Here is a 23474-nt window from a genome sequence, read left to right as displayed (position 1 = left end):
GTGTAACTATTCCTAAAAGGTACTTTTTAAAATTAAGATAAAAAATATGAAAAAACTTATTGGACTTTACGGAACTTCAAATGTTGGAAAATCTCAAACAATCAAATTGGTTTATAAAAAACTTCATGAAAAATTTCAAGGCTTTATCTTTCATGAAGACTTTGAACAAATAACCCACGAAAACGGAGATATTTCAGTTATCGTAATAATAAATGACAAAATAATTGGAATTGAAAGTCAAGGCGACCCAAATTCAAGAATATTTTTTTCACTACCAATATTTGCAAAATTAAAATGCGATATTATTTTATGCGCAACAAGAACAAGAGGCGGAACAGTTATTGAAGTTGAAAAACTAAATAGTGATTATGAAATAATATGGATCAAGAAAAATTGGGAACAAGAAAAAGCAAAACATGAAATTGAAAATGAGAAAATTGCAATTGACATTTTAAAAATAATTACAGAACAATTAAAATAAAAACTAATACCTACCCCAGCTTTTCAAAATGTTCTTCCAATACTGTGATCGCTGCGCGAAGTCTCCCAACTCGCAAACACTGCTCTACAACTTTCTTCGCTCATTGGAACAGGCACGAAGCCGGGAGAATTCACACAGCAGAGGTCTATTTAAAAATTTTAACAATGTTTTTATGTCAAAAATGGTGGTACTAATGGATGAAAATTTAAATAAAAGTCTTTCATTTCTTGTGTCATAAGATTCATAACTGATCCATTTTGCTGGCTTTCTAAAAAGCTTTGAAGGGTTTTATAAGGTTTAAAAAACACATCTGAGTTCGATGAATGTGCACTAAAAGAACCATCACTACCATGACCAAAAAGAATAAAATCCCCATCTTCAAATACCCCAACAAAATCTCCATCTTCATCAATCATCTTTTTATTACTCAAATCAAATTTTTTAGAGCACCCTCTAGTCGGTTGATCATTGTTATCATACCCTATGCCCGAAACATAATCTCCATTCTTATTAAAAACTTCTTTACTATATAAATTACTTAATTCTCCATCGTCGAAATAATTTCTCTTCCAAACATTATATCCGTTTATTACTTGTAAGTCATTCATAATTCCCCAACGATGTGATGGGTCGATTTGCGAAATTACATTAAGAATATTTTCAGAGGGATCCATATAATATACTCCTTCATTAATGACTCCCTTACCAAAATAGTGGAATGTTGTTTTTAACTTATTCGTATTTGAATCATAAACTAATTTAAAATGTTCTGATAAATTGTCTTTTTGTTGTTCTGTTATTATTGAACCAAAAGAGTCCTTATATTCTACTTTTGCACTCATTTTTTATTTTTAAAATTTAAATTCTATAAAATACCACCCGCTATTGCAAAGGCAACGTTCGTAAACACAGTATTTGAATCATTTGACTTTTCGCAACGGAAAAAGTAATCACAATCGACATACTCACGACAAACTCGAACAAATATAGATTAATACTTTTCAAAACAAAAAAAGTCTAATCACACAGATATACCCACTCCGCTAGTACGAGCATTCCAATCGTGCACACAACCTGACTTCACAAAGCAGAGTTTTAGTCCGAATTTAAAGATGGTTTTACACTTGAATAATTTGTGCATAATTGAAAAAACTCGCATCTTTGATTCAAACCACCGCTTACGCGAACGTCCCGCTCGTGAACGCAATCTAGATAAAAACTAACACTAAAAGAATAACCAAAAAACCAAAATGAAAAGAGTAACACTACTAGGACTATTAGCTTTGTTAACATTCACCACTAAAACTTTCTCCCAATCAAAACCGGATTCTTATTTAGAAAAAGCAATTGCTATAATGGAACAAAACTCGGTCAACAAAAAGAAAATAGATTGGGCAAAAATAAGAACTGAAGCCAAACTTGAAAATAACAAATCGAATTCAATACAAGACACTTATCCAATTATCAAGAATATTTTGAATGAATTGGGTGACCAACATTCGGGCTTTTATGAGCCACAAGTGGTGGAATTTTATTTAAAAAGATACAAGGACAGCGGTTTGCCTTTTCCTTATGCAAAAGACAGTATAATAAACGACAAATATGCCTACATCACCATTCCTGCCATTGGAAATCTAAACCAGGAAGATTGGGAGGAATACGTGAGTTCTTTTTACAAAAAAATTAAAAAACTGGAAAAGATAAATCCAAAAGCCTGGATAATTGATGTGAGAGAAAATGATGGAGGAATGTTTTCGCCCATGTTTAAATCCATTTATCCTTTTTTAGATGCTGTAAATGTGGTGGGTTCAATAGATAATTCGGGAGAAATTGGCTACTATAGTAACACCAATTCGAACATCAATTTTAATAAAACTGTAATTGCGACCTTTCAAACACCGGATATAAAAATCAAAAAAAAGAACAAACCTATATACATTTTAACGAGTAAAAAAACAGCGAGCTCGGGAGAATTTATTGTTGCCAGTTTCAAAGGACAAAAAAACGTAAAAATAATTGGCTGCAATACACAAGGATTAACTTCCGATAACTCAGAATTCAGACTTTCTGATAATGCAATTTTAAAAATAACAACGGGTATTCTAATGGATCGAAACAAAACAGAATATCGTGAAATTGGAAAAGGAATTGCTCCGGATATTCAGGTTGAAACAACGGGCTTAAAAAATTACATCGAAAAAATTACTAAATAACAATAATAATAATAATAATAATAATAATATTCGTGTTCCGCTCGTGAATACAGTTTAAATAAAGGCTAACATTAAAAAAAGTCATGAGCGGGGCGCACAAGCTCAACGTCATTAAATTAAGGATTATCAAAAAAATCTCATGCAGATTTTAGCGGGATGGAATAAAAAAAATCCGCAGAATCCGCAGAATCTGCGTGAAAAAATTTTAAAACTTAATGACAGTACCCAAGATCTAGCCGGAAGAAATCTTATTGGTTCACTTTACACAATACCATAGAAGAAATATGTTCTCGAAAATCCAAATGTTGAATGTTTTTCCAACAGAATAAATTTAGAAGAAAAATATCTAGCAAAAAACAGTCCATAACAGCCGTTACAACTCAGCTGTGTTTTGTACTTACAAAATTTGTGCATAATGGAAAAAACTCGCATCTTTGATTCCAAACCTCGTCTAGCGTCAGAACGTTAGCGGCTATTAATACCTCAACAACCAAAAAAAACAACCAAAACAGAATAAAATCTATGAAACTATTACCGTTAATTTTTGCTTTAAATTTTGGACTTATCACATTCGGACAAACTCAGAAAACAAAAATTTTATTAATTGGAACTATCCATTTTGAAACCCCACATAAAGATAGTTTTGAACTAAAAGTGGACGATTTTTTTAATGCTAAGCGACAAAATGAATTAGAAGACTTAACAAATGTTCTATCTCAGACAAAAGCGACTAAAGTGATGATTGAAAGACCATTTGAAAATCAACGTTCCAGCGACAGTTTGTATCATTTATATTTAACCGATCATTATAAACTTACCGTTTCAGAAAGAGAACAAATTGGCTTTAGGTTAGCAAAAAAATTAAAACTAAATCAAGTAAACTGTATAGACAAATTTTATGGGTTACACGATAGCTTAATGGCTGTAACCGCAAAAGAAAATAATCAACTTTATATACTAAAAGATTTAGGGACCCAGGCAAATGCAATGCTAAATGATTATAATAATAAAGTAAAAAAAAGCACCATAACCGAAGTTATAAAATACGTAAATAAACCCGAAGAGTTAAAAAGAAATTTATCCATTTATCTAAAGTTTTTAGTAAAGATTGGAGGAGGCAAAAATTATGCAGGAGCACAATATGTATCAGAATGGTATTTAAGAAATCTTGCTATTTATTCAAATATTATAAATCAAGTTGAAACCTCGGACAAATATGTTATTTTAATTTTTGGACAAGGACACATACCAATAATAAAACATTTTTTAGAAAACAACGATAACTTTGATGTTGTGGAACTTAAGGATGTATTAAAATAATAGCCGCTAACAGTCATTTTGAGCGAGTTACAATTTAGTAAAATCACTGTTTCTTATCCAGTTTTCGTTCAGCCGAAAACGGAGCGTATGCGAATTCTCAGTCGTTTCAAAGTGGCAAAATGTTGTGTGTCACTTTATAGCAACAGAAATAACGAATAAACATTTAAAATTACAAAACTACAAAGATGCAAGACGAAATAATAAAACACACAAAAAAAATATACTCAGAGATGAACAATAAAAAACATTCCTTCAAAGAAAAAGTAAAAGAAATATTTACTGAAATTTTAATTATTGTATTTGCGGTTTCACTTTCAATATGGCTTCACTCTTGGAGCGAAGAAAAGCATCAACAGAAAGATGCACAAAAATTTTTAGTGGGATTGAAAGGAGATTTACAAAATGACATTTCGAACCTGGAAAACACAAAAAAGTTATTAAGTAAAACGCAAAAACAAATAGATTTTGTTTTACATCTTACACCAAAAAAAATAGACAGTATTGAAGCGAATCATAAACAGATTAATTCAGGTACAAATTTCATTAATACCTTAATAAATAATGGTAGCTATGAAGGCTTTAAATCTAGTGGAAAAATAAATACTATAGAAAATCAAAAGGTAAGAAATAAGATTTTGAGTTATTACCAGCAAACTATTCCACAAATAGCAATTGTCGAAGTTTCATACGAAAGACTTATTTCAAGATATGTAGATTTATTAATATCCGGAAAAGAAGATGAAGATATTAATACAACTGTATTGAAAAAGAAGACAAAAATTGTTTTATCGGGACTTAGTAAATTCACCCAATATAGTCAAGAACCTTATCAAAACGCAATTAAGGAAGCAAAAGAAATTATAAAAGAAATTGAAGCAGAAGAGGCTAAATAAAAAATGATATCTTGTAGTCTTTTATGCTGTTTTTATTAAAATCATGCAGCAGCAGTCTAGTTTTATAAGACATATATACTAGTTAGCATCAATTGTAAAACGACAAATAATATGGACATAGTAAAACATAATAAATTAGCTTGGGACAATTACGTCGACAAAAAAGACCGTTGGACAATTCCTGTTTCAGACCAAGAATTGGAAAATGTGAAAAACGGAAATTGGAGTATCGTTTTGACACCTAAAAAAGCGGTACCTAAAAATTGGTTTCCTACTTTAAAAGGTTTAAAAATATTAGGACTTGCCTCCGGTGGTGGACAGCAAGGTCCAATCCTTGCGACCTTGGGTGCAGACGTAACCATTTTTGACAATTCCGAAAAGCAATTATTACAAGACAAAACGCTAAGCGACAAATTCGACCTTGACATAAAAACTGTTCAAGGAGATATGAAAGACCTTTCTGTGTTTGCAGACAACTCATTTGATTTAATTTTTAATCCTTGCTCCATACTCTTCGTTGAAGATGTTTTGCCCGTTTGGAAAGAATGTTTTCGAGTTTTAAAACCCAACGGAATTTTAATGACGGGTTTGATGAATCCAATTTCACTTCAGCTTGACGAAAAAAACTTGAAGTTAATTTACAAGCAACCCTTTTCAGACCTGCATTCATTGCCGACAGAAGAATTAGAAGAGTTGAAAAAGAACAAGGAAGCATTGCTATTTGGACACAGTTTGACAGACCAAATTGGTGGACAACTAGAAGCTGGTTTTACAATAACTGCAATGTTTGAAGACTCTTGGGGCGGAGAAAATAAAATCGACGAATTTTTACCTGCATTCATTGCGACAAGAGCTATAAAACCAAAAGAGTGACAAAACAACTGCTGCTCACGGACGTTTGACAAAAAAGCGGGTTATTGAATGAATTGTATAAAAATGACCCGCTAGTAAACCAACGAAAACTGACTGTAGGACAAGGAATTGGTAAACAGCTACGTTGCAACGAAAAAAAAAGTTTTCTAAAAATTGAAATAAAAAACAGAAAAGATATGAATAGAAAAATCATAGCCTACTTTTTAATATTTGCAAGTTTAATTTTGCTCATTTTCAACATAAGTGAATTAAACTTTGACAACTTAAAAGAAAATCGATACACAAGTATTATTTCAAATTTGTTATTAATACTAGCAATGATTTTCACAATTCGGGATATCAATAAAAAGAAAAATGTATAAAATTTTAAGTCCTGTATTTGATAGTGCATGCGCTTTAAAAATTTATGCTTCGGGAAAAAACTTGCATATTTAATCCTCAGTTCTTCGAAGTGTTCTTCCAATACTACGATCGTTGTTCGAAGTCGGAAGACTTCGAACAACAGAGAGGATTTTGCACTACAAAATCAATTATTCTAAACCGTATTTTGCTACCATTTCTTGATAGTATATCTCTCCTACCGTTTTCCAGTGATCTAGTAAGTTTCCACTATTATCATATTTGTATATTTCTAAACTGGTTTCACCGACTGTCAAACAAGAATAAACAAGTTGACCACTTATGTTATATTCATTTTCCCAACCAACATGACTTCCTTTCTTGTATTCAATTTCATTCATAATATCACCAGTATCAAATCTGTCATATACCACAAATCCTGAAAACAATTTACCACCAACTAATACTTTTCTGGAACCATCATGATCCCAATCACCCCATTGAATATCTTGGAAATCAATTCTATTTCTATTTGGCAGCTTTAATTTCATAATATTTTTACATTAGTATAGATTCATGTTTTCTTTAATTCTTTGAATTCTGAAATTTATTAAACTCTTTATAGCAAGACTCGTTGTGCGAAATCTCCCGACTTCGTACCCACCCCATGATGTCTTGTCGTTTTTTGTGCTCATTTTATTAAAATCAAGTAGCAGCACAATCCACCTTTTTTAGCTGGACAATCTGCAAATCGATTATTTTCTGAGCCACAGTTCCTTTTTCAAACAAACGAATGAATTTGAAAATAGCACTAACAAAATAACCGGGGTTTGAAACCAATCGAGCGATTTCTGTGATTTTTTTATCTCTTAGTTGGATACAGGCTTCCGTTTGATTTTCGGGAAGTGCTACAAATTCATTGGCAAATTTCCAGGCACCATCTCTGGCGACTTCCATACTAAAATCAATAAAGAAGTTGTCCATTTTTCCTGTCCATTTTAGTAAGATCGTCAGCGTTGGCCAAATTTTAATTAAACATTGTTCGACGTTTCCTACCAGACTGCTCAGAATACCGTTTATTTTATCAAAATCACCTTTTAAGTCTCCGATGTCATCTACTGTACTGACCTGAGCTGCGGCTACTCCTAAATCCAAATTCACATGGGCATTAATCCCAAGCAATAAGTGTTGAACCACTATAGGCCAAAATTTTTCTGCTTGTTGAAACGAAAACTCCCAACATTCGGATGGCTTTTCTTTGGCTTTATATTGGTAATAAGCCTTTATATATCGATTGGCAAAAATGACATCGAGTTTCTCCATTCGCTCTCCGTTCTGAAAAGAATGATCCGCGATGCCTTCTTTTATTCTTACCGTAACTTCACGATACAACATAGTAAACAAACCTATAGCGCTTTGTTCTACTTTTGATATTTCTATTATCTCATCCAATAACTGAATGACCTCGTCTATAGTAGTGGCTTGTTTTATATTCATTGTAGTGGGTTGTGGTTAAATTAGCAACAACGAATATAATTCTTTTAATCTGTTAAAGCCTATTATTTTGAAGCAATTATCTTGTTATTTTTTCTACTTTTAATATTCAAATAATAACTAAATCCATTACATGTAATTGCTTTACAGCTTACCATACACCCGAAAATATTTCGTTGGTAACTCACTCCGGAAAAATGTATCTTCATAAAAAATTGGAATACCAGCAAAAGTTTTCCAACTTTACAGAACGGCACATTATTAAAAGAATAGACCATATGAACAACGACTTCTATTATAAATTCATTCTGCCGAACCAATCCATTAGCGATTTTGTAGAAAATATTGGAATGTTTCACAATCCGTCTGATAAAGCAAAAGAAGTCGTTCTAATGCCTGATGGAAGAGTTGATTTATTTTTTATGAAATCTCAATCAGACTCTTTTCATAGTACGCTTATCGGTTTGGAAACAGTACCGGAGCAGAGAACCATTCCGCCACATACCCTTGCTTTCAAAATTAGTTTTAAACCGTTGGGAGTCGAATATATTTTACAAACTTCTATTGCTGCTTTTTTAAACAGTGCTCAAAATCTACCTCCGGATTTTTGGGAATTTAATGCCGCTGACTTGAAAGATTTTGATGCCTTTCATAAAAAAGCAGTACAAAAAATAACAACCCTTTTACCAACTAAAATTGACGAAAGAAAACGCAAGCTATTTGAACTGGTTTACGCTTCAAACGGCGAAATAAAAGTCAAAGAACTTTCTGAAAAAATAGCCTGGAGCAGCAGAGAAATCAACCGCTATTTCAATAAACAGTTTGGACTTTCTTTAAACGCATTCTGCAAAATTTTACGTTTTAAAGCCTCCTTAGAGCATATTGCACAAGGCAAACTTTACCCCGAATTAAACTTCACGGATCAAACCCACTTTATCAAAGAGATCAAAAAATTCTCAGGTGTAGTGCCAAGTGAATTATTAAAAAATAAAGATGACCGATTTGTACTATTATCCGTTCTGAAACAGCAATAATTTTGTTCCGACCGAGGCAGATAAGCCAAACGGAATAAAATTAACGGAATACGATACAAAATGATACTACAAAATAAACAAGTCGCGATCATTGGCGGCGGTCCTGGCGGACTTACATTGGCAAGACTTTTACAATTGCAAAACGTAAATGTAAAAGTATACGAAAGAGATTTTAATAAAGAAGCACGAGTGCAGGGATCACCACTGGATCTGCATGACGATTCAGGACTGGCAGCGATTAGAAAGGCCGGTTTATTGAACGAATTTAAAACCAATTTTCTTCCCGGTGCCGACAAAACACTGATTGTAAACGAACATGCTGAAATATTTTTCAGTGACCACGAAACAAATGGTCAGGAGGATTTTGGCGATGAACATTTTCGTCCTGAAATTGACCGAGGTTCATTAAGAAAAATATTGCTGGAATCTTTACAACCGGAAACGGTAGTCTGGGACAGTCATTTTATGGCAATGGAAAAACAAAATGAAGGCTGGCTATTGCATTTCAAAAACGGTTTATCAATTTATGCCGATATTGTAATTGGTTCGGATGGCGCCAATTCAAAAATACGACCTTATATCACCGACATCAAAGCATTATATTCAGGTATAACAATGCTTGAAGGAAATATTTACGAATCTCAAAAAACGGCTCCTTATATTTCATCCTTACTCAATGGCGGAAAAATAATGGCCTTTGGAGATTCCCAAAATCTATTACTTGGACAAAAAGGAGACGGAAATCTTGGTTTCTATGCCAGTTTTAAAACCGATGAAAACTGGTCAATAAACAGTGGATTGGACTTTTCTAACAACACACAAATACTGGAATGGTTTAAAAAAGAATATCCGGAATGGAGCAGCATTTGGTATGAATTATTTCAAAATGTCAGTGTACCATATATCCCTCGTCCTATTAATTACATGCCCTTAGATCAGACTTGGAAAACTTTGCCTAATGCCACCTTAATTGGCGACGCTGCCCATGTTATGCCCCCCTTTGCAGGCGAAGGAGCCAATATGGCCATGCTGGATGCGTTGGAATTAAGTGAATGTTTAACCTCTGATCAACATGAAAATGTGCAAGAAGCACTCTCTTTTTATGAAAAAAATATGCGCAAAAGAGCCGCAAAAGCAATACAAGAGTCCCTTGAAAACGGTGAAAAAATGCATTCGAAAGACGCCTTAAAAACAATGTTAGATTTTTTCAAAGGAGAAAATTAAAAGCAAAAATGACTTTCACACCAACCTAAAAGCAGCCCAAATACGAGAAACTTAGCGTGTCTCTTCGAAAAAAAAACTTTGTATCCAAGTCTCTTTAACGCAAAACAATAAATACTTTAAAGTCCAGCTCCTCACATGCCAAAAAACAAAAAAACTTAGTGCCTTTATCCCTTTGTGGCAAAAAACTTCAATACCAATTTCTAAATCCCTAATTTTACCCCTTCAAATTAGAAGGAGAAAATGAAGGTCTGTATTGCTGAAAAACCAAGTGTAGCACGAGAAATAGCATCCGTTTTGGGTGCCAATACCAAACACGATGGCTATTACGAAGGCAATGGTTATGCGGTGACCTACACCTTTGGGCATTTATGCACCTTGAAAGAACCCAACGACTACAAACCACATTGGAAAAGCTGGGATTTGAACAATCTTCCGATGCTTCCCGAAAAATTCGAAACCAAAGTGGTACAGAATACGGGAATTCAGAAGCAGTTTAAAATCATAAAAACCTTATTTGACAAAGCCGAAGTAGTGATCAACTGCGGGGATGCCGGGCAAGAAGGAGAACTCATTCAGCGTTGGGTGATGAATGAAGCTCATTATAAAGGTGAAGTACAACGTTTATGGATTTCGTCCCTAACAACCGAAGCCATAAAAGAAGGTTTTGAGAACTTAAAACCATCAGCCAACTACGATAATTTATTCTACGCCGGATTTTCCAGGGCCATTGGTGACTGGTTATTAGGTATGAATGCGACCCGTTTGTATACCGTAAAACATGGTGGTTACAAACAGGTCTTGTCTATTGGACGTGTGCAAACCCCAACACTGGCAATGGTTGTAGATCGTTTTAAAGAAATTGAAAACTTTAAACCTCAACCCTACTGGGAACTTCAGACTTTATACCGAGAAGTGCTTTTTAGCTATGAGGAAGGTCGCTTTTTGAAAAAAGAAGATGGGGAACATTTAGCGAATAAAGTTAAAGAAAGTGAATTTGAAATTGTTTCTGTTGAAAAAAAGAACGGAAATGAATACGCTCCCAAATTGTTTGACCTAACAGGATTACAGGTTTTTTGCAATACAAAGTTTGGATTTTCGGCAGATGAAACGCTGAAAATTGCCCAAACCTTATACGAACAAAAAGTAATCACCTATCCCAGAGTGGATACGACATTTTTACCGAATGACATTTACCCGAAAGTGCAAGGCATACTGCAGAAACTAACGGATTATGCGACACTAACTCAGCCCGTTTTAGAAAAGAAAATCAAAAAATCACCTAAGGTTTTTAATGATAAAAAAGTAACCGATCACCATGCGATTATTCCAACAGGGATTCAAAGCAATTTGCAATACAATCAGCAACAGGTCTATGATATTATTACCAAGCGTTTTATTGCAGTGTTTTATGATGATTGTTTGGTTGCCAATACCACAGTAATTGGAAAAGCCGCCGAGGTAACTTTTAGAACTACCGGAAAAGAAATCTTAAAAAAAGGATGGAAAATTGTTTTCGAAGATCCTAACGGTAAAGAAAAAGAACCCGATTTGTTACCTAGTTTTGTTGTGGGTGAAAAAGGGCCACACGAACCATCATTTCTGGAAAAAGAAACCAAACCACCGAATCAGTTTACGGAAGCAACTTTGCTGCGCGCCATGGAAACCGCCGGAAAACAAGTCGATGATGAGGATTTACGCGAGTTGATGAAAGAAAATGGTATTGGTCGTCCGTCAACGCGGGCAAATATTATTGAAACGCTTTTTAAACGTCAATACATTGTTCGAAATAAAAAACAGGTTTTACCAACACCAACAGGGATTCAGCTTATAGAAACCATTCAAAATGAGTTGATAAAGTCGGCTGAACTTACCGGTTCCTGGGAAAAACAACTGAAAGATATCGAAAAAGGCACTTTTACCGCCGCCGCCTTTATTAGAAACATGAAACGTATGGTGGAAGCTTTGGTTTATGAAGTCCGAAGTGAAACCAAACATGCTAATATCTCGCATGTCGCCAATGTTCCCAAACCAGTTGCTAAAGTAGAAAAAAAGAAAGCTGCCGGAATTGCCGCAGAAGTTTGTCCAAAGTGTAAAAAAGCGACACTTATAAAAGGAAAAACGGCTTTTGGATGCAGTGAATACAAATCGGGTTGTGATTTTGTATTACCTAATGTTTTTGCCGGAAAAAAAATAACCGAAAGCCAATATTTGAGATTGCTTCAAAAAGGCTCAACGGTAAACATAAAAGGTTTTAAAGATGATTCGGGAACGGTTGAGGGTTTAATTCGTTTTGAAGAGAACTTCAAACTCAAATTAGAACCAAAGAAAACACCATCAAAGCCGACATCAGAGACCACAGCAGATTCTTTGACGTGTCCAAAATGTAAAAAAGGGACAATTCTAAAAGGAAAAACCGCTTATGGTTGTGGTGACTATAAATTGGGTTGTGATTTTAAAGTGACTTTTGATGATGTCAGAATCAAACTCGGAGACAATAAACCAACTAGAGAATTGGTTTATTCTATTTTGTCTGAAAGCGTTTAATACAAATAGTATTTTTTTGCCACAGATTAGAAAGATTAAAGTGATTTCTTTTCAACACTAATTACACTAATTTTCACGAATTGTTTCTTTGCTGTTGCGGGGAAAATCATTTTAATCCTGTAATCTGTGGCACTATTTATCCACCAATAATTTTAAAATTTAATTCGTGGAAATTCGTGTAATTCGTGGCAACATCTTGTTTGCATTGATCTAACTCCAAACTAGAAAATATTTTTGCCACAGATTAGAAGGATTAAAGTGATTTCTTTTTGCCGCGAATTACACTAATTTTCACAAATTGTTTCTATGCTGTTGCGGGTAAAATCATTTTAATCCTGTAATCTGTGGCATTCTTTTTCATGATTAATTCGTGTAAAATTATGCAATTCGCAGCAACCTTTTTTTTACTAACTTAGCTCATTAATCTAACACTAAATATCTCTAAATATGTTTCAGAAAATTACTCTTTTAGCGCTTGTTCTAGCCTCTGTTTCCTGCCAGAAAAAAGCAACTGTAGAAAAAGACAAAATCAAAGTAGCCGACTGGCTTATCGGAAATTGGGAGAATAAAAATCCGGATGGTGTACTTACCGAAAACTGGCAAAAACTAAACGACAGCACTTTTAGCGCTGCATCGTATTTTATAAAAGGAAAAGATACTATCCATTTTGAAAGCATCGTTTTGGCACAATTAGGCGAAACCTTAACGTACAAAGCAACCGTAAAAGGGCAAAATGATGGTAAAGCGGTTTCATTTCCTTCTACAATTTCAAACGATAAACAATTGGTTTTTGAGAATCCAAAACACGATTATCCTCAAAAAATTACTTATACCAAAGGAGCCAATAATACTATGACAGCCGAGATTTCCGGGAAACTACAAGGGAAATTGACTACGGAAAGGTTTATTATGACTAAGAAGTAGCTCTTTTTTTTGTGAAATTTTTTTTCTGTACCATGTGTCAACCTGAGCGAAGTCGAAGGCTTGTTAGATAAAAGGGGGGCTTCGACTTCGCTCAGCCTGACATATGGGGAAAGAAAACTTTGTGTCTTTGTGTCGTTGCAACTTTGTACCTCAGCAACTTTACTCTTCTACTCCTCTTCCTCTCCAATCTTATTAACCATCAAAATCATAAGTCCGCCTAGAAGGGCCATTATCAGAAAAGCCCATTTCATACTTAGATATTCTGAGATAAAACCAACCATTGGCGGCACAAGTAGAAATCCGAGATAACCTATTGTTGATATTGAGGTTAAGGCTGATCCGCTGCTTAATTTTGATGATCTTCCGGCGATACTAAATACCAACGGCACAACGCAGGAAACCCCTACTCCGATTAAAACATATCCAAAAATTGTTGGATAAATATAAGGTAACAAAAAGCAGATTAAAAATCCCACAGTGATAAAAACACCGCTGTTTAATAAGATATTCTTAATCCCGAATTTTGTTACAGCATAATCTCCCAAGAAACGTCCTAAGGTAACAGCAGTCATAAAAAATACAAATGCTGCGGTGGTTAATTTGGGAGAAGCATGTAATATATTCTGGAAATAAATCCCGCTCCAGTCGTACATGGTGTTTTCGCATGCCATGGAGACGAAGCAAATCATGGCAAACTTAATCAGGTTTTTTTCCGGCATAGAAAAGAATTTCTTTTTCTCGGGAACCGGTTCTGTATGAATACTCAGCGGGTAAAAACAAGCTGTAACGGCCAGCATCAAAATACTAACACCCAACAAATGCTGAGATGGATCGATGTGCTGCGTTACCATTACATAACCCAAACCCGCACCGGCAAATCCGGCTAGGCTCCAAACCGCATGAAAACGCGTCATAATTGATTTTGGATACAGTTTTTGCACTTCAAGAGCTTGCGCATTAATCGATAAATTGAAAATATTCCGTGACGCTCCAAAAACTAAAAGTATAATAATTAGCTGCCACACAAAAGCGGCAAAACCCGGCAAGGCCAATACAAGGTTAAACATCACCGCTCCTAAAAGCATGATGTAACGACTGCTGTATTTGTTTAACAGCTTTCCTGTAAAGGGCATTGTCAGCATTAAACCAATCGGGAATGCAAATAAAACAGCTCCAAATTGGGCCTCGGTCAAATGTAATTGTGCTTTGATGTGTGGAATCCGTGATGCCCAGGAAGAATATCCAAATCCGGACAGGAAAAAAAATACGGTATTGGCCAGTCTGTATCCTTTAGGAGAATGGCGAAGTTTATCAAAATAGGCTTTTATCATCGATTGTATCTGCACTTAATTAAGTTGCAAAAATAAGACTTTTTTAATCCCTGCCTAATGCAGTTGTAAAGACGATTCTTACTTTAATTACTGCAAAATCAACATTTAACAATTTCATCACCAAATTTTAAAGAATTACAATTGTTAAAATAATATTAATTTTTAAATTTGCACAGTTTTTATTTATTCCAAATAAAGATATTTTAATTAATTTAAATAACCATGAATTATCTAAACCCCAGAGTGCAACAAATTCTTTTTGTTTTCTTCTTATTCTTATTTTCAATAACTACTATTTCTGCCCAACAATCTTTCGGAAGTATTAAAGGAACCATAACAACTTCTGACGGCGAAAAGGCAGAAGATGTTTACTTGAACTTAAAAAATTCAAAATACGCTACAACTTCCAACGAATATGGCGCATTTGAACTAAACCGAGTAAAATCGGGAAGTTATACTTTACAAATTTCATTGGCCGGTTATGAAAAACTGACACAAGAAATAATCGTTACCGAAAATCAGGTTACTACACTACAATTACAGTTAACGGTTTCTAACAAACAATTAAAAGAGGTTGTAATTACCAGTAATAAAGGAAAGGCTTTTCCAAAGCAAAGTACTTACGTTTCTAAAATGCCATTGAAAAACATTGAAAATCCGCAAGTTTATAATGTTGTTTCTTCTGAAATAATGAAAGAGCAAGCCATTACCAATTATGAAGATGCCTTAAAAAATGTTCCCGGAATTCAAAAACTTTGGGAATCTACCGGACGTGGTGGTGATGGAGGATCTTACTATACTTTACGTGGTTTTGAAGTTCAAGCCAATGTTGTAAACGGATTGCCGGGCTTAACAAACGGAAGTCTTGATCCTGCCAATATAGAACGAATAGAAGTAATTAAAGGACCATCCGGAACTTTGTTCGGAAGCTCCTTAGTTAGTTATGGTGGTCTTATTAATACCGTTACCAAAAAACCATTTGTTGGTTTCGCCGGCGAAGTTTCGTATACAAGCGGAAGTTTTGGACTAAACAGAGTAACGGCAGATGTCAATACAGCGCTGGACGATAACGACAACATTTTGTTTCGCATCAATACTTCGTATCAAACAGAAAACAGTTTTCAGGACGCGGGCTTTCGTACAGCTTTGTTTGTAGCTCCTTCCCTTTCTTATAAGGTAAATGATAAATTGTCTTTCCTTATCAACACCGAGTTTATGCAGGAAGAAAAAACAACTCCGTCCATGTTGTTTTTAGGAAGAGACCAGCAGCTGCAATTTGCAAACCTTGGGGAATTAAATTACAACACCGATCTTTCTTTTTACAGCAATGATTTATCGATAAAAAATCCTCGTTTTAGTTTACAGGCACAGATGAATTATAAAATCTCTGATCAATGGACATCTCAAACGGTTTTATCACGAGGTTCTTCTAAATCAAACGGATACTACTCTTATATTTATGATAACGAAGATGGAAAAGGAGATTTTGCTTTTTGGATTAGCGACCAACAGTCCCAAACCAGTACAACAGACATACAACAGAATTTTGTAGGTGATTTTAAAATTGGGAACCTGCGCAATCGTATCGTGGCCGGTCTTGATTATTTTGAAAGAAATGTAACCTATGCAGGATCAGGATATGCAAAATTGTACAATATTACCGCACAAGGAGAAGTCAGACAATTTGATCCTTTAGCTCCAAATTACCTGACCAGAACATCGGTTGATAATGTTCTTTCTAAGGAAGCAGCACAAAACTTTAACCAACAAGATGCGACCTATAGTGCTTATGCTTCAGACGTACTTAACATTACGCCAACTTTATTGGCAATGGCCAGCTTGAGAGTTGATTATTTTGACACAAAAGGCGACATCAAAAATGACAAAGACGATTATACTCAAACAGCTTTATCTCCAAAATTCGGATTATTGTATCAGCCTATTGAAGATAAACTAGCTGTATTTGCCAATTATATGAATGGTTTTAGAAATGTTGCTCCAGGCAGTACTACTGATGCTAACGGAGATATACAACCTAAAACTTTTGAACCTGAACATGCCAATCAATTAGAATTTGGAGTTAAAGCCAATCTTCTTTCTGATAAATTAAATGCAACTGTAAGTTTTTATGATATTAATGTTGCCAATTTAGTAGTAAGCTCCAATACATTTACTGTGCAGGGAGGTGAATCAAGAAGTAAAGGTTTTGAACTTGACTTGAATGCGGCTCCAATAAAAGGATTAAGCATCATAGCAGGATATAGCTACAATGACAGTAAAATTACCAAAGGAAACGACGGTGATGTCTGGTTGGAAAATGGAAAAAGACCTTTCTGGGCCGGACCAAAAAACCTGATCAATCTTTGGGCTACTTACAAATTTGATTCCGGTACTCTTGAAGGATTTGGTTTAGGATTTGGAGGAAATTATGCCAGCGAAAACGCTATTTTGGACAGTCCAAAAACAGGGAAATTTGTACTTCCTGAATATACGGTTGTAAATAGTTCTGTTTTTTACAGCTCTACTAAATTCCGTGTGGCTTTAAATCTTAATAATATGGCTAACAAAGATTACTTTAACGGTGGCTGGTCTACCGTAAATCCACAAAAACCAAGAAATCTGGTAGCAAGCTTCTCGTATAAGTTTTAATCCATTTCAATTTAAATAAAAAGCCTCGAAATCCTATATGCAATTAGTGATTTCGAGGCTTGTTTTTTTATTAAAGTTAAAAGCTATTGCTTCAATTTACTAGGCAAATAGCCGAATGTCTTTTTAAAAGCTACTGTGAAATGATGTTGATTTTTATATCCCAATTCTTCTGAAACGGCAGAAATCGGATAGTCTTTTTCGACCAACAATTGTTTGGCATATTCCATTCTCACCATTGTCAGATAATTAAAAACAGTAGTATTATAAACTAATTTAAAATACTTTTTAATTTTAAAATTATTCAACCCAACCTCAGCGGCAATACCTGCCAGCGTAAGTTTCTCTTTGAATTGTGTTTTTAAGATATTCTCGACTTCCAGAACTTTTGCATAATCACCGGCGCTTATTTCGACACTTACTGAAGTGTTTTCCTCTTCGTTAATTATCGTAAACAAATACGAAAGAATCTCTACTATTTTTGACTCTAAAAAGGCTTTTTTGATCGCTCCCGAATAAGAACATTGCAGAATATCTTCAATCAAAATATTTAGTTTTGGCGAAATACTTTTACTGGTTTCCCACATGGCGTATGAAGTCTGGTTTGTTATTGCGTCTGCCAGCAATGGTATGGTAGTTTTTAAATTCGGATAAAATAACTTCTCTAAATACGCTTCCGTAAAAGTAATTTCGAGCGTTCTTCTTCTTTTGGTTCTGTAGTTTAGAACTCCTTTTATTTTGGGTAAATAAAATAAATTATAATGTCCTTGCGGAATGTAAATTCCACGCTGGGATTTATCTTCAGGACAATATTCGTTATCTCCCTCCATTTCAATATGAAGTTTTACAAAAGAAAAATCATGTTCTACTTCAATCGCATACGAATCATTCTCCATTGTCAAATCTCTCGCAACCACGTGAATTCCGTTTAGCATAATATCAGTGATTACACCTTTGATTCCTTTGTTGTCAAAATTGATTTTTTTCTCAATAAGATCTTCTTTATTAAATCGAATAGGATCATTTACAACCACCACTTCTTTTTTGAAGATATCACTTCTCATCATTGTTTTCATTGGCCCTTTTTTATCCACTTTTTTATTGCGTAAGATAGCGCTTACATTCCTTACAGCCGTTGCAACTAACTGAGGCTAGGCAAGTTTCACAAAATCCCTTTTGCGTTTATATTAATCCTTTTTGCGTTTATTAAGTTTTTGTTAACACATTACTTTTGCGTAAAATTATCAATTTATAACTAATCTAAATAAGGATAAAATGTTTTTTATTAAAACCAAAGCAAAAAAAATGTTAAACAAGCTATTTTTAGGGGCAATACTGCTGTGTCTGTCTATAACGCAGACATTTGCACAACAAAACACCGGTTCGATAAAAGGAACCGTAATCACAGCTGATGATCAAAATGCGGTATCGGTAAATGTAATTATAGCTGAATTAAAAAAATCAGCAACTACAGACGAAAATGGTGTGTTCCTTTTTCACAAAGTACCGGCAGGAACGTATCAGATTGAAATTAATATGACGGGACATACACCATCAAAACAAGAAGTAACCGTAACCACAGGAGAAACTGCTACAGTTTCTTTTCAGCTTCAGTCTTCGTTAAAAGAATTAAACGAAGTTGTTGTAGTCTCTGCAGCTAAAAAATTCGCTGAAAAGAAAAGTGAATTTGTTGCAAGACTACCAATTAGTAATCTTGAGAATCCTCAGGTTTATACGGTAGTGCCAAAAGAACTTTTCCAGGAGCAAATTGCAGTTGATTTTAGAAGCGCATTAAATTCAGCACCGGGATTAAATAATGTAACACAAAGTTTGGGATCAGGAGGAATTGGTCTGAGCATCAGAATGCGTGGTTTTAGTGGTGCATCTGCAGCAGGATCTATCCGTAACGGAATGAACACCAACTGGGTAACTTTAAGCGATCCTGTAAATCTGGAAAGCATTGAAGTAATAAAAGGACCATCTGCAACACTCTTCGGATCTGCTTTAACTACCTACGGAGGTCTTATCAACCGCGTAACCAAAAAACCATTTGAATTTACTAAAGGTGAAGTGAGTTACACTACCGGAAACTGGGCGTTAAGTCGAACAACTATAGATTTTAATACGCCTTTGAACGAAGAAAAAACAATGCTTTTTAGAGTAAATGCTGCTCTGGACAATCAAAAAACATGGCAAGATCAAGGAAAAAGCAACACCTTTATAATTGCACCGTCATTTACCTATAAAGTAAGCGATAAATTAACTTTAGATTTTGATGCAGAATTGTACAAAGGAAGTCGTAACTCAAGCTGGATAGGTCTTGGATCCGGGAATCCAACTGCAAAAAATATAGATCAATTGAATTTTGATTTCAAAAAATCATATACAACAGACGATTTACAGTCGGAGTCAAAAAACACTAATATTTACGCCAGAGCTACCTACCAATTGTCTGATAATTGGGTTTCACAGACCAATTTTTCAAATGCTTATACAGACAACAAGGCCAACTATTTGTTCCTCCTTTTTAATACCGCAGCCAATGGTGATGTAACGTTACAAAGAAGGCTAATGAACATCAATAGTGTTTTCAAAACAACACAATTGCAACAAAATTTTGTTGGAACATTTCATACCGGAAGTATAAAACACCGCGCATTGATCGGACTTGATTATACTTACATCAGTACCAACGATAACAGATGGGTCATTAATTCATACGATGCTGCGGCCGGAAATCCTGCATTGGCAATCAACGGAAATGCTGCTTTTATAAACATGGAAAAATACAAACAGCTGATTGCTGCCTTGCCGGCTCCAAGTGTAGTTGGTATCCGAGATTTCAGAACGTTAAGCGGTTATGTATCGGATGTAATTAACTTTACAGACCGATTTATTGCAATGGCCAGTGTGCGTGTTGATCGTTACGAAAACAAAATTGCGAAATACAATCAGATTGCCGTTTCTCCAAAAATGGGTTTGATTTATCAGGTGGTTAAGGATAAAGTCTCTTTATTTGGAAATTATATGAACGGCTTTACCAATGTAGGTCCAGGAACTACAGCTGCAAATCCAACGGAATTAACAGAATTCAAACCAGAACAAGCCAACCAAATTGAAGGTGGTGTGAAGGTTGAATTGTTAGGAGGAAAACTAAACGGAACTTTAAGCTATTATGATATTGAAGTAAAAGATAAAGTCCGTACCGACCCTACTAACAACTTGTATTCTATTCAAGACGCTACTCAAAGAAGCAAAGGTTTTGAGGCAGATTTAATCGCAAATCCAATTAGAGGTTTACACATTATATTAGGGTATGGCTACAACGAAAGTAAATTTACCAAAACAAATGCGGCAACTCAGGGAAAAAGACCTTATTCTACACCTGCCAATGTAGCAAACCTTTGGGTAAGTTATAAAATATTAGATGGTCAAGTAAAAGGACTTGGTTTTGGTTTTGGAGGTAATACACAAAGTGACACCTACATAAACGATACGAATACCTTTAAAGTAAACGGATATACGGTAATGGACGCCACTGTTTTTTACGAAAAACAAAAAATCAGATTGGGTCTAAAACTAAACAACATTGCAAACAAAGAATATTGGACGTCTGATTACTGGGCTACCATGATGCCAACAAGACAATTAGTTGCTAATCTTACTTTCAAATTTTAATACCACTTAAATTAGTTTTTTTCCAAGCTGGCTTATCGTTCTCGAAATGCCGGCTTGGTTTTTATCGCTTTCTATTATGACCAAAAATCCAATTAAAAGAACTGAAAAAAAAGTCAAACAAAAGAGCCAATGGAGCAAATTAAATCACTGGCTCCATTTATGGTTAGGACTAAGTTCGGGTATCATCGTTTTTATTGTTTCACTTACCGGAATATTATTTATTTTTTGTGATGATATTATAGACGGACTGGCTTCTGATGCTTTGTACGTTAAAGAAGTTAAAGAACAAAGATTAACTCCGGAAGAAATCCTAAAAGCTTTTAAAAAACAACATCCCGATCGAAAAGCGAGTTATTTTATTACGTATCGGGATCCAAAACGAAGTGTAAAACTTGCTTCTTCGACCAAAGAAAGAGATTTACAATTCTCATGGGTTGACCCTTATACAGGCAAAGTCTTAACTTCCGGCAAGGCTTACGATTTCTTTTATGTTGTGGCGCATGTTCACAGCGGTGAAATGCCCTTTGGAAAAACCGGAAATCTCATCGTAGAAATCTCCGTTTGGATATTCTTAATCGAACTAATTACAGGAATTATTCTCTGGTGGCCCAAAAAATGGAATCGCTCTACCAGACTTCAGAGTTTCACTATAAAGAAGAATGCCAGTTTTAAACGGCTGAATTATGATCTGCACAATGTACCCGGCTTCTATAATTTACTTCCGGCACTTCTCATTACCATTACCGGTCTGGTCATTGTAAACAAAACTTTAAACAAAACAACGCACAAAGTATTCGATGGTTTCCCTCGCTCTTATGCGGCAATGCGGGATATCAAACCGGAATACGACAGTACTAAAACATTTGCGGCATTAAATCCAATTGTAAAACGGCTGTTCTTAAAAGATGCAGCTGTAGAACAAGTCAAACTTTCTATAGCAGCAAAAGACAGTATCACAAGTCTCTCGGCTGTTGCCGCTAAAGACATTGGTCTGAAGGGCGTTCAAAACGGAAAAACATTCGCAATTAACCGCTACACCGGTCAGGAAATTGAAATTCCGGTAAAAGTGATTAACGGATTGTATATTGATGAAACAACCATGAACCTTCATATTGGCTTCTGGGCTGGATGGCTCGGAAAAATTTTCACGCTCCTTGTTGGTTTAGTCTGTATGTTTCTGCCTATAACAGGATTCTTGATTTGGTACGGCCGTCAAAATAAAAAGAAAAAAACTTCCCTTACTTAAATTAAAAATGAAAAAATTTCTCCTTCTCTTTCTCTTATTTTCGTTTACTGCTGTGTTTTCACAAGACAGCATCACTATTGGCAGTAAACACCGTATTTTTTCGAAAGCATTGAATGAAGAACGCACTTTTTGGATTTATCTGCCACCGGATTACAACAATTCTAAACTTGCTCCGGCAAAATACCCTGTTGTTTATTTGTTAGATGCCGAAAATAACTTCCATTCCTTTACCGGCCTTCAACAATCATTAGCCAAAGGACCTTATTCTATGACTCCGCAAATGATTGTAATAGGAATCACCAATACTAACCGCACAAGAGATTTAACTCCAACTGAAGCGAATCGTCAGGCCTTTTTTGATAAGACAAAAAAGCAGTTTCAACAAAGCGGCGGCAATAAAAATTTCATCACTTTTTTAGAAAAAGAACTCAGACCTTATATCGATACCACTTACAGAACTTCGGGTTACAATGTTTTAAACGGACACTCTTTTGGAGGCCTGACTGCCGTGAATATTCTACTGCACCACACCTCTTTATTTAATTCTTATGTTATCATTGACCCGAGTCTTTGGTGGGACAATGAAATTATGAACAAAAAAGCCGATTCTATTTTCAATAAAAAGGATTTTGCTAAAAGAAGTATTTATCTGGCTATGGCCAATAAAAAAAGCATCCCTCAGGATACTACAACCGATATGGCCCGAGGAATCAGGAAGTTTGAAAATTTGTTAAAAGTGAAAAAACCTAAAAATCTGCGATGGAATTTTAAATATTACGAAAACGAAGATCATGGAACTATTCCTATTCCGGCAGAGTATGACGGTTTGCGTTTTATTTTTGAAGACCATCTGGTCCAGGTAAAAGAAGCGGTACAAGATCCCTCCTTAGTAGAACAACAATATGCGAAACTTTCTGAACAACTTGGTTTTTCCTTTACCCCTTCTGAAAGTTATCTGAACTGGATGGGAAATTATTGTTTAGGAATTGACAAAATAGATAACGCTGTTCGTTTTTTTAAAATGGCAACCCATTATTACCCATTAAGTACAACTGCCATAACAGTATTAAATCAAACAGTAGAAAAGCAAAAAACAAAGGATAAAAAATAACTTAAAGAATAAACTTACTTCTTCATTCTCTTAACATTAAAAAACCATTCAGTTATAAACTATTATTAATATTTAATCTAAATAAGACTTGTTGAACTAATATTATATTTTACATTTGCAATT

General features: G+C 34.9%; 19 protein-coding genes. 14 read left to right on the top strand and 5 right to left on the bottom strand.

Annotated features, from left to right (window positions below; all coding sequences use genetic code 11):
- Nucleotides 1-46: 46 nt before the first annotated feature.
- The gene (locus LNP23_RS11985) at nt 47-481 is read left to right on the top strand and encodes a hypothetical protein (RefSeq protein WP_230005073.1); all 435 of its coding nucleotides are present in this window, start codon (nt 47-49) and stop codon (nt 479-481) included.
- Nucleotides 482-651: 170 nt separating this feature from the next.
- On the opposite strand, the gene LNP23_RS11980 is transcribed toward LNP23_RS11985, so the two are convergent.
- Entirely contained in the window at nt 652-1323 is a 672-nt protein-coding gene (locus tag LNP23_RS11980) for a hypothetical protein (RefSeq protein WP_230005072.1), read from the bottom strand.
- Between the two features lie 408 nt (nt 1324-1731).
- Here LNP23_RS11980 and LNP23_RS11975 point away from each other — a divergent pair, with 408 nt between their 5' ends.
- From LNP23_RS11975 to LNP23_RS11955, 5 genes are all read left to right on the top strand, one after another.
- Nucleotides 1732-2694, top strand: coding sequence for a S41 family peptidase (locus LNP23_RS11975; protein ID WP_230005071.1), 963 nt, complete (start codon nt 1732-1734; stop codon nt 2692-2694).
- A gap of 522 nt (nt 2695-3216) precedes the next feature.
- The gene (locus LNP23_RS11970; protein ID WP_230005070.1) at nt 3217-4014 is read left to right on the top strand and encodes a DUF5694 domain-containing protein; all 798 of its coding nucleotides are present in this window, start codon (nt 3217-3219) and stop codon (nt 4012-4014) included.
- Between the two features lie 185 nt (nt 4015-4199).
- Nucleotides 4200-4907, top strand: coding sequence for a DUF6090 family protein (locus tag LNP23_RS11965; protein ID WP_230005069.1), 708 nt, complete (start codon nt 4200-4202; stop codon nt 4905-4907).
- A 111-nt stretch (nt 4908-5018) separates the two neighbouring features.
- Entirely contained in the window at nt 5019-5780 is a 762-nt protein-coding gene (locus LNP23_RS11960; RefSeq protein ID WP_230005068.1) for a class I SAM-dependent methyltransferase, read from the top strand.
- 44 nt (nt 5781-5824) lie between these two features.
- Entirely contained in the window at nt 5825-6142 is a 318-nt protein-coding gene (locus LNP23_RS11955) for a hypothetical protein (RefSeq protein WP_230005067.1), read from the top strand.
- Between the two features lie 168 nt (nt 6143-6310).
- Here the strand turns inward: LNP23_RS11955 and LNP23_RS11950 are convergent, their stop codons facing one another.
- Both LNP23_RS11950 and LNP23_RS11945 read right to left on the bottom strand, forming a co-directional pair.
- Entirely contained in the window at nt 6311-6670 is a 360-nt protein-coding gene (locus LNP23_RS11950) for a hypothetical protein (protein WP_230005066.1), read from the bottom strand.
- A 154-nt stretch (nt 6671-6824) separates the two neighbouring features.
- On the bottom strand, nt 6825-7616 hold the full coding sequence (locus LNP23_RS11945) for a DUF5995 family protein (RefSeq protein ID WP_230005065.1): 792 nt from the start codon (nt 7614-7616) through the stop codon (nt 6825-6827).
- A 275-nt stretch (nt 7617-7891) separates the two neighbouring features.
- Between LNP23_RS11945 and LNP23_RS11940 the strand changes: the two genes are divergently transcribed.
- From LNP23_RS11940 to LNP23_RS11925, 4 genes are all read left to right on the top strand, one after another.
- The gene (locus LNP23_RS11940) at nt 7892-8647 is read left to right on the top strand and encodes a helix-turn-helix domain-containing protein (RefSeq protein ID WP_230005064.1); all 756 of its coding nucleotides are present in this window, start codon (nt 7892-7894) and stop codon (nt 8645-8647) included.
- Nucleotides 8648-8707: 60 nt separating this feature from the next.
- Nucleotides 8708-9871, top strand: coding sequence for an FAD-dependent oxidoreductase (locus tag LNP23_RS11935; protein ID WP_230005063.1), 1164 nt, complete (start codon nt 8708-8710; stop codon nt 9869-9871).
- 240 nt (nt 9872-10111) lie between these two features.
- Nucleotides 10112-12415 carry a type IA DNA topoisomerase gene (locus tag LNP23_RS11930; RefSeq protein WP_230005062.1) on the top strand — a complete coding sequence of 768 codons (2304 nt, stop codon included), beginning with the start codon at nt 10112-10114 and terminating at the stop codon, nt 12413-12415.
- Nucleotides 12416-12862: 447 nt separating this feature from the next.
- Complete coding sequence (locus LNP23_RS11925; protein WP_230005061.1) at nt 12863-13339, top strand: DUF6265 family protein; 477 nt, start codon at nt 12863-12865, stop codon at nt 13337-13339.
- Between the two features lie 167 nt (nt 13340-13506).
- Here LNP23_RS11925 and LNP23_RS11920 read toward each other — a convergent pair whose 3' ends face one another.
- Nucleotides 13507-14670, bottom strand: coding sequence for an MFS transporter (locus tag LNP23_RS11920; RefSeq protein ID WP_230005060.1), 1164 nt, complete (start codon nt 14668-14670; stop codon nt 13507-13509).
- Between the two features lie 222 nt (nt 14671-14892).
- Here LNP23_RS11920 and LNP23_RS11915 point away from each other — a divergent pair, with 222 nt between their 5' ends.
- Nucleotides 14893-17319: a TonB-dependent siderophore receptor gene (locus LNP23_RS11915; protein WP_230005059.1), complete on the top strand. Its 2427-nt coding sequence runs from the start codon at nt 14893-14895 to the stop codon at nt 17317-17319.
- 83 nt (nt 17320-17402) lie between these two features.
- On the opposite strand, the gene LNP23_RS11910 is transcribed toward LNP23_RS11915, so the two are convergent.
- Nucleotides 17403-18392: an AraC family transcriptional regulator gene (locus tag LNP23_RS11910; RefSeq protein ID WP_047775569.1), complete on the bottom strand. Its 990-nt coding sequence runs from the start codon at nt 18390-18392 to the stop codon at nt 17403-17405.
- A gap of 229 nt (nt 18393-18621) precedes the next feature.
- On the opposite strand from LNP23_RS11910, the gene LNP23_RS11905 reads away from it, so the two are divergent.
- From LNP23_RS11905 to LNP23_RS11895, 3 genes are all read left to right on the top strand, one after another.
- Nucleotides 18622-20994: a TonB-dependent receptor gene (locus LNP23_RS11905; protein ID WP_230005058.1), complete on the top strand. Its 2373-nt coding sequence runs from the start codon at nt 18622-18624 to the stop codon at nt 20992-20994.
- 76 nt (nt 20995-21070) lie between these two features.
- Nucleotides 21071-22240 carry a PepSY-associated TM helix domain-containing protein gene (locus LNP23_RS11900; protein ID WP_230005057.1) on the top strand — a complete coding sequence of 390 codons (1170 nt, stop codon included), beginning with the start codon at nt 21071-21073 and terminating at the stop codon, nt 22238-22240.
- Nucleotides 22241-22247: 7 nt separating this feature from the next.
- Nucleotides 22248-23351, top strand: coding sequence for an alpha/beta hydrolase (locus LNP23_RS11895; RefSeq protein WP_230005056.1), 1104 nt, complete (start codon nt 22248-22250; stop codon nt 23349-23351).
- Nucleotides 23352-23474: the final 123 nt, after the last annotated feature.

It is taken from the genome of Flavobacterium cupriresistens (genome assembly GCF_020911925.1).
GTDB classification, from domain to species: Bacteria; Bacteroidota; Bacteroidia; order Flavobacteriales; family Flavobacteriaceae; genus Flavobacterium; species Flavobacterium cupriresistens.
This window is presented reverse-complemented; position numbering and strand designations above follow the sequence as displayed.

What these genes read in the sequence shown, in the direction of transcription:
- LNP23_RS11940 (WP_230005064.1), top strand. Translation starts at nt 7,892, where the DNA reads ATGAACAACGACTTCTATTATAAATTCATTCTGCCGAACCAATCCATT.
- LNP23_RS11970 (WP_230005070.1), top strand. Translation starts at nt 3,217, where the DNA reads ATGAAACTATTACCGTTAATTTTTGCTTTAAATTTTGGACTTATCACA.
- LNP23_RS11975 (WP_230005071.1), top strand. Translation starts at nt 1,732, where the DNA reads ATGAAAAGAGTAACACTACTAGGACTATTAGCTTTGTTAACATTCACC.
- LNP23_RS11930 (WP_230005062.1), top strand. Translation starts at nt 10,112, where the DNA reads ATGAAGGTCTGTATTGCTGAAAAACCAAGTGTAGCACGAGAAATAGCA.
- LNP23_RS11965 (WP_230005069.1), top strand. Translation starts at nt 4,200, where the DNA reads ATGCAAGACGAAATAATAAAACACACAAAAAAAATATACTCAGAGATG.
- LNP23_RS11910 (WP_047775569.1), bottom strand. Translation starts at nt 18,392, where the DNA reads ATGAAAACAATGATGAGAAGTGATATCTTCAAAAAAGAAGTGGTGGTT.
- LNP23_RS11915 (WP_230005059.1), top strand. Translation starts at nt 14,893, where the DNA reads ATGAATTATCTAAACCCCAGAGTGCAACAAATTCTTTTTGTTTTCTTC.
- LNP23_RS11905 (WP_230005058.1), top strand. Translation starts at nt 18,622, where the DNA reads ATGTTAAACAAGCTATTTTTAGGGGCAATACTGCTGTGTCTGTCTATA.
- LNP23_RS11945 (WP_230005065.1), bottom strand. Translation starts at nt 7,616, where the DNA reads ATGAATATAAAACAAGCCACTACTATAGACGAGGTCATTCAGTTATTG.
- LNP23_RS11950 (WP_230005066.1), bottom strand. Translation starts at nt 6,670, where the DNA reads ATGAAATTAAAGCTGCCAAATAGAAATAGAATTGATTTCCAAGATATT.
- LNP23_RS11960 (WP_230005068.1), top strand. Translation starts at nt 5,019, where the DNA reads ATGGACATAGTAAAACATAATAAATTAGCTTGGGACAATTACGTCGAC.
- LNP23_RS11900 (WP_230005057.1), top strand. Translation starts at nt 21,071, where the DNA reads ATGACCAAAAATCCAATTAAAAGAACTGAAAAAAAAGTCAAACAAAAG.
- LNP23_RS11920 (WP_230005060.1), bottom strand. Translation starts at nt 14,670, where the DNA reads ATGATAAAAGCCTATTTTGATAAACTTCGCCATTCTCCTAAAGGATAC.
- LNP23_RS11980 (WP_230005072.1), bottom strand. Translation starts at nt 1,323, where the DNA reads ATGAGTGCAAAAGTAGAATATAAGGACTCTTTTGGTTCAATAATAACA.
- LNP23_RS11985 (WP_230005073.1), top strand. Translation starts at nt 47, where the DNA reads ATGAAAAAACTTATTGGACTTTACGGAACTTCAAATGTTGGAAAATCT.
- LNP23_RS11895 (WP_230005056.1), top strand. Translation starts at nt 22,248, where the DNA reads ATGAAAAAATTTCTCCTTCTCTTTCTCTTATTTTCGTTTACTGCTGTG.
- LNP23_RS11925 (WP_230005061.1), top strand. Translation starts at nt 12,863, where the DNA reads ATGTTTCAGAAAATTACTCTTTTAGCGCTTGTTCTAGCCTCTGTTTCC.
- LNP23_RS11935 (WP_230005063.1), top strand. Translation starts at nt 8,708, where the DNA reads ATGATACTACAAAATAAACAAGTCGCGATCATTGGCGGCGGTCCTGGC.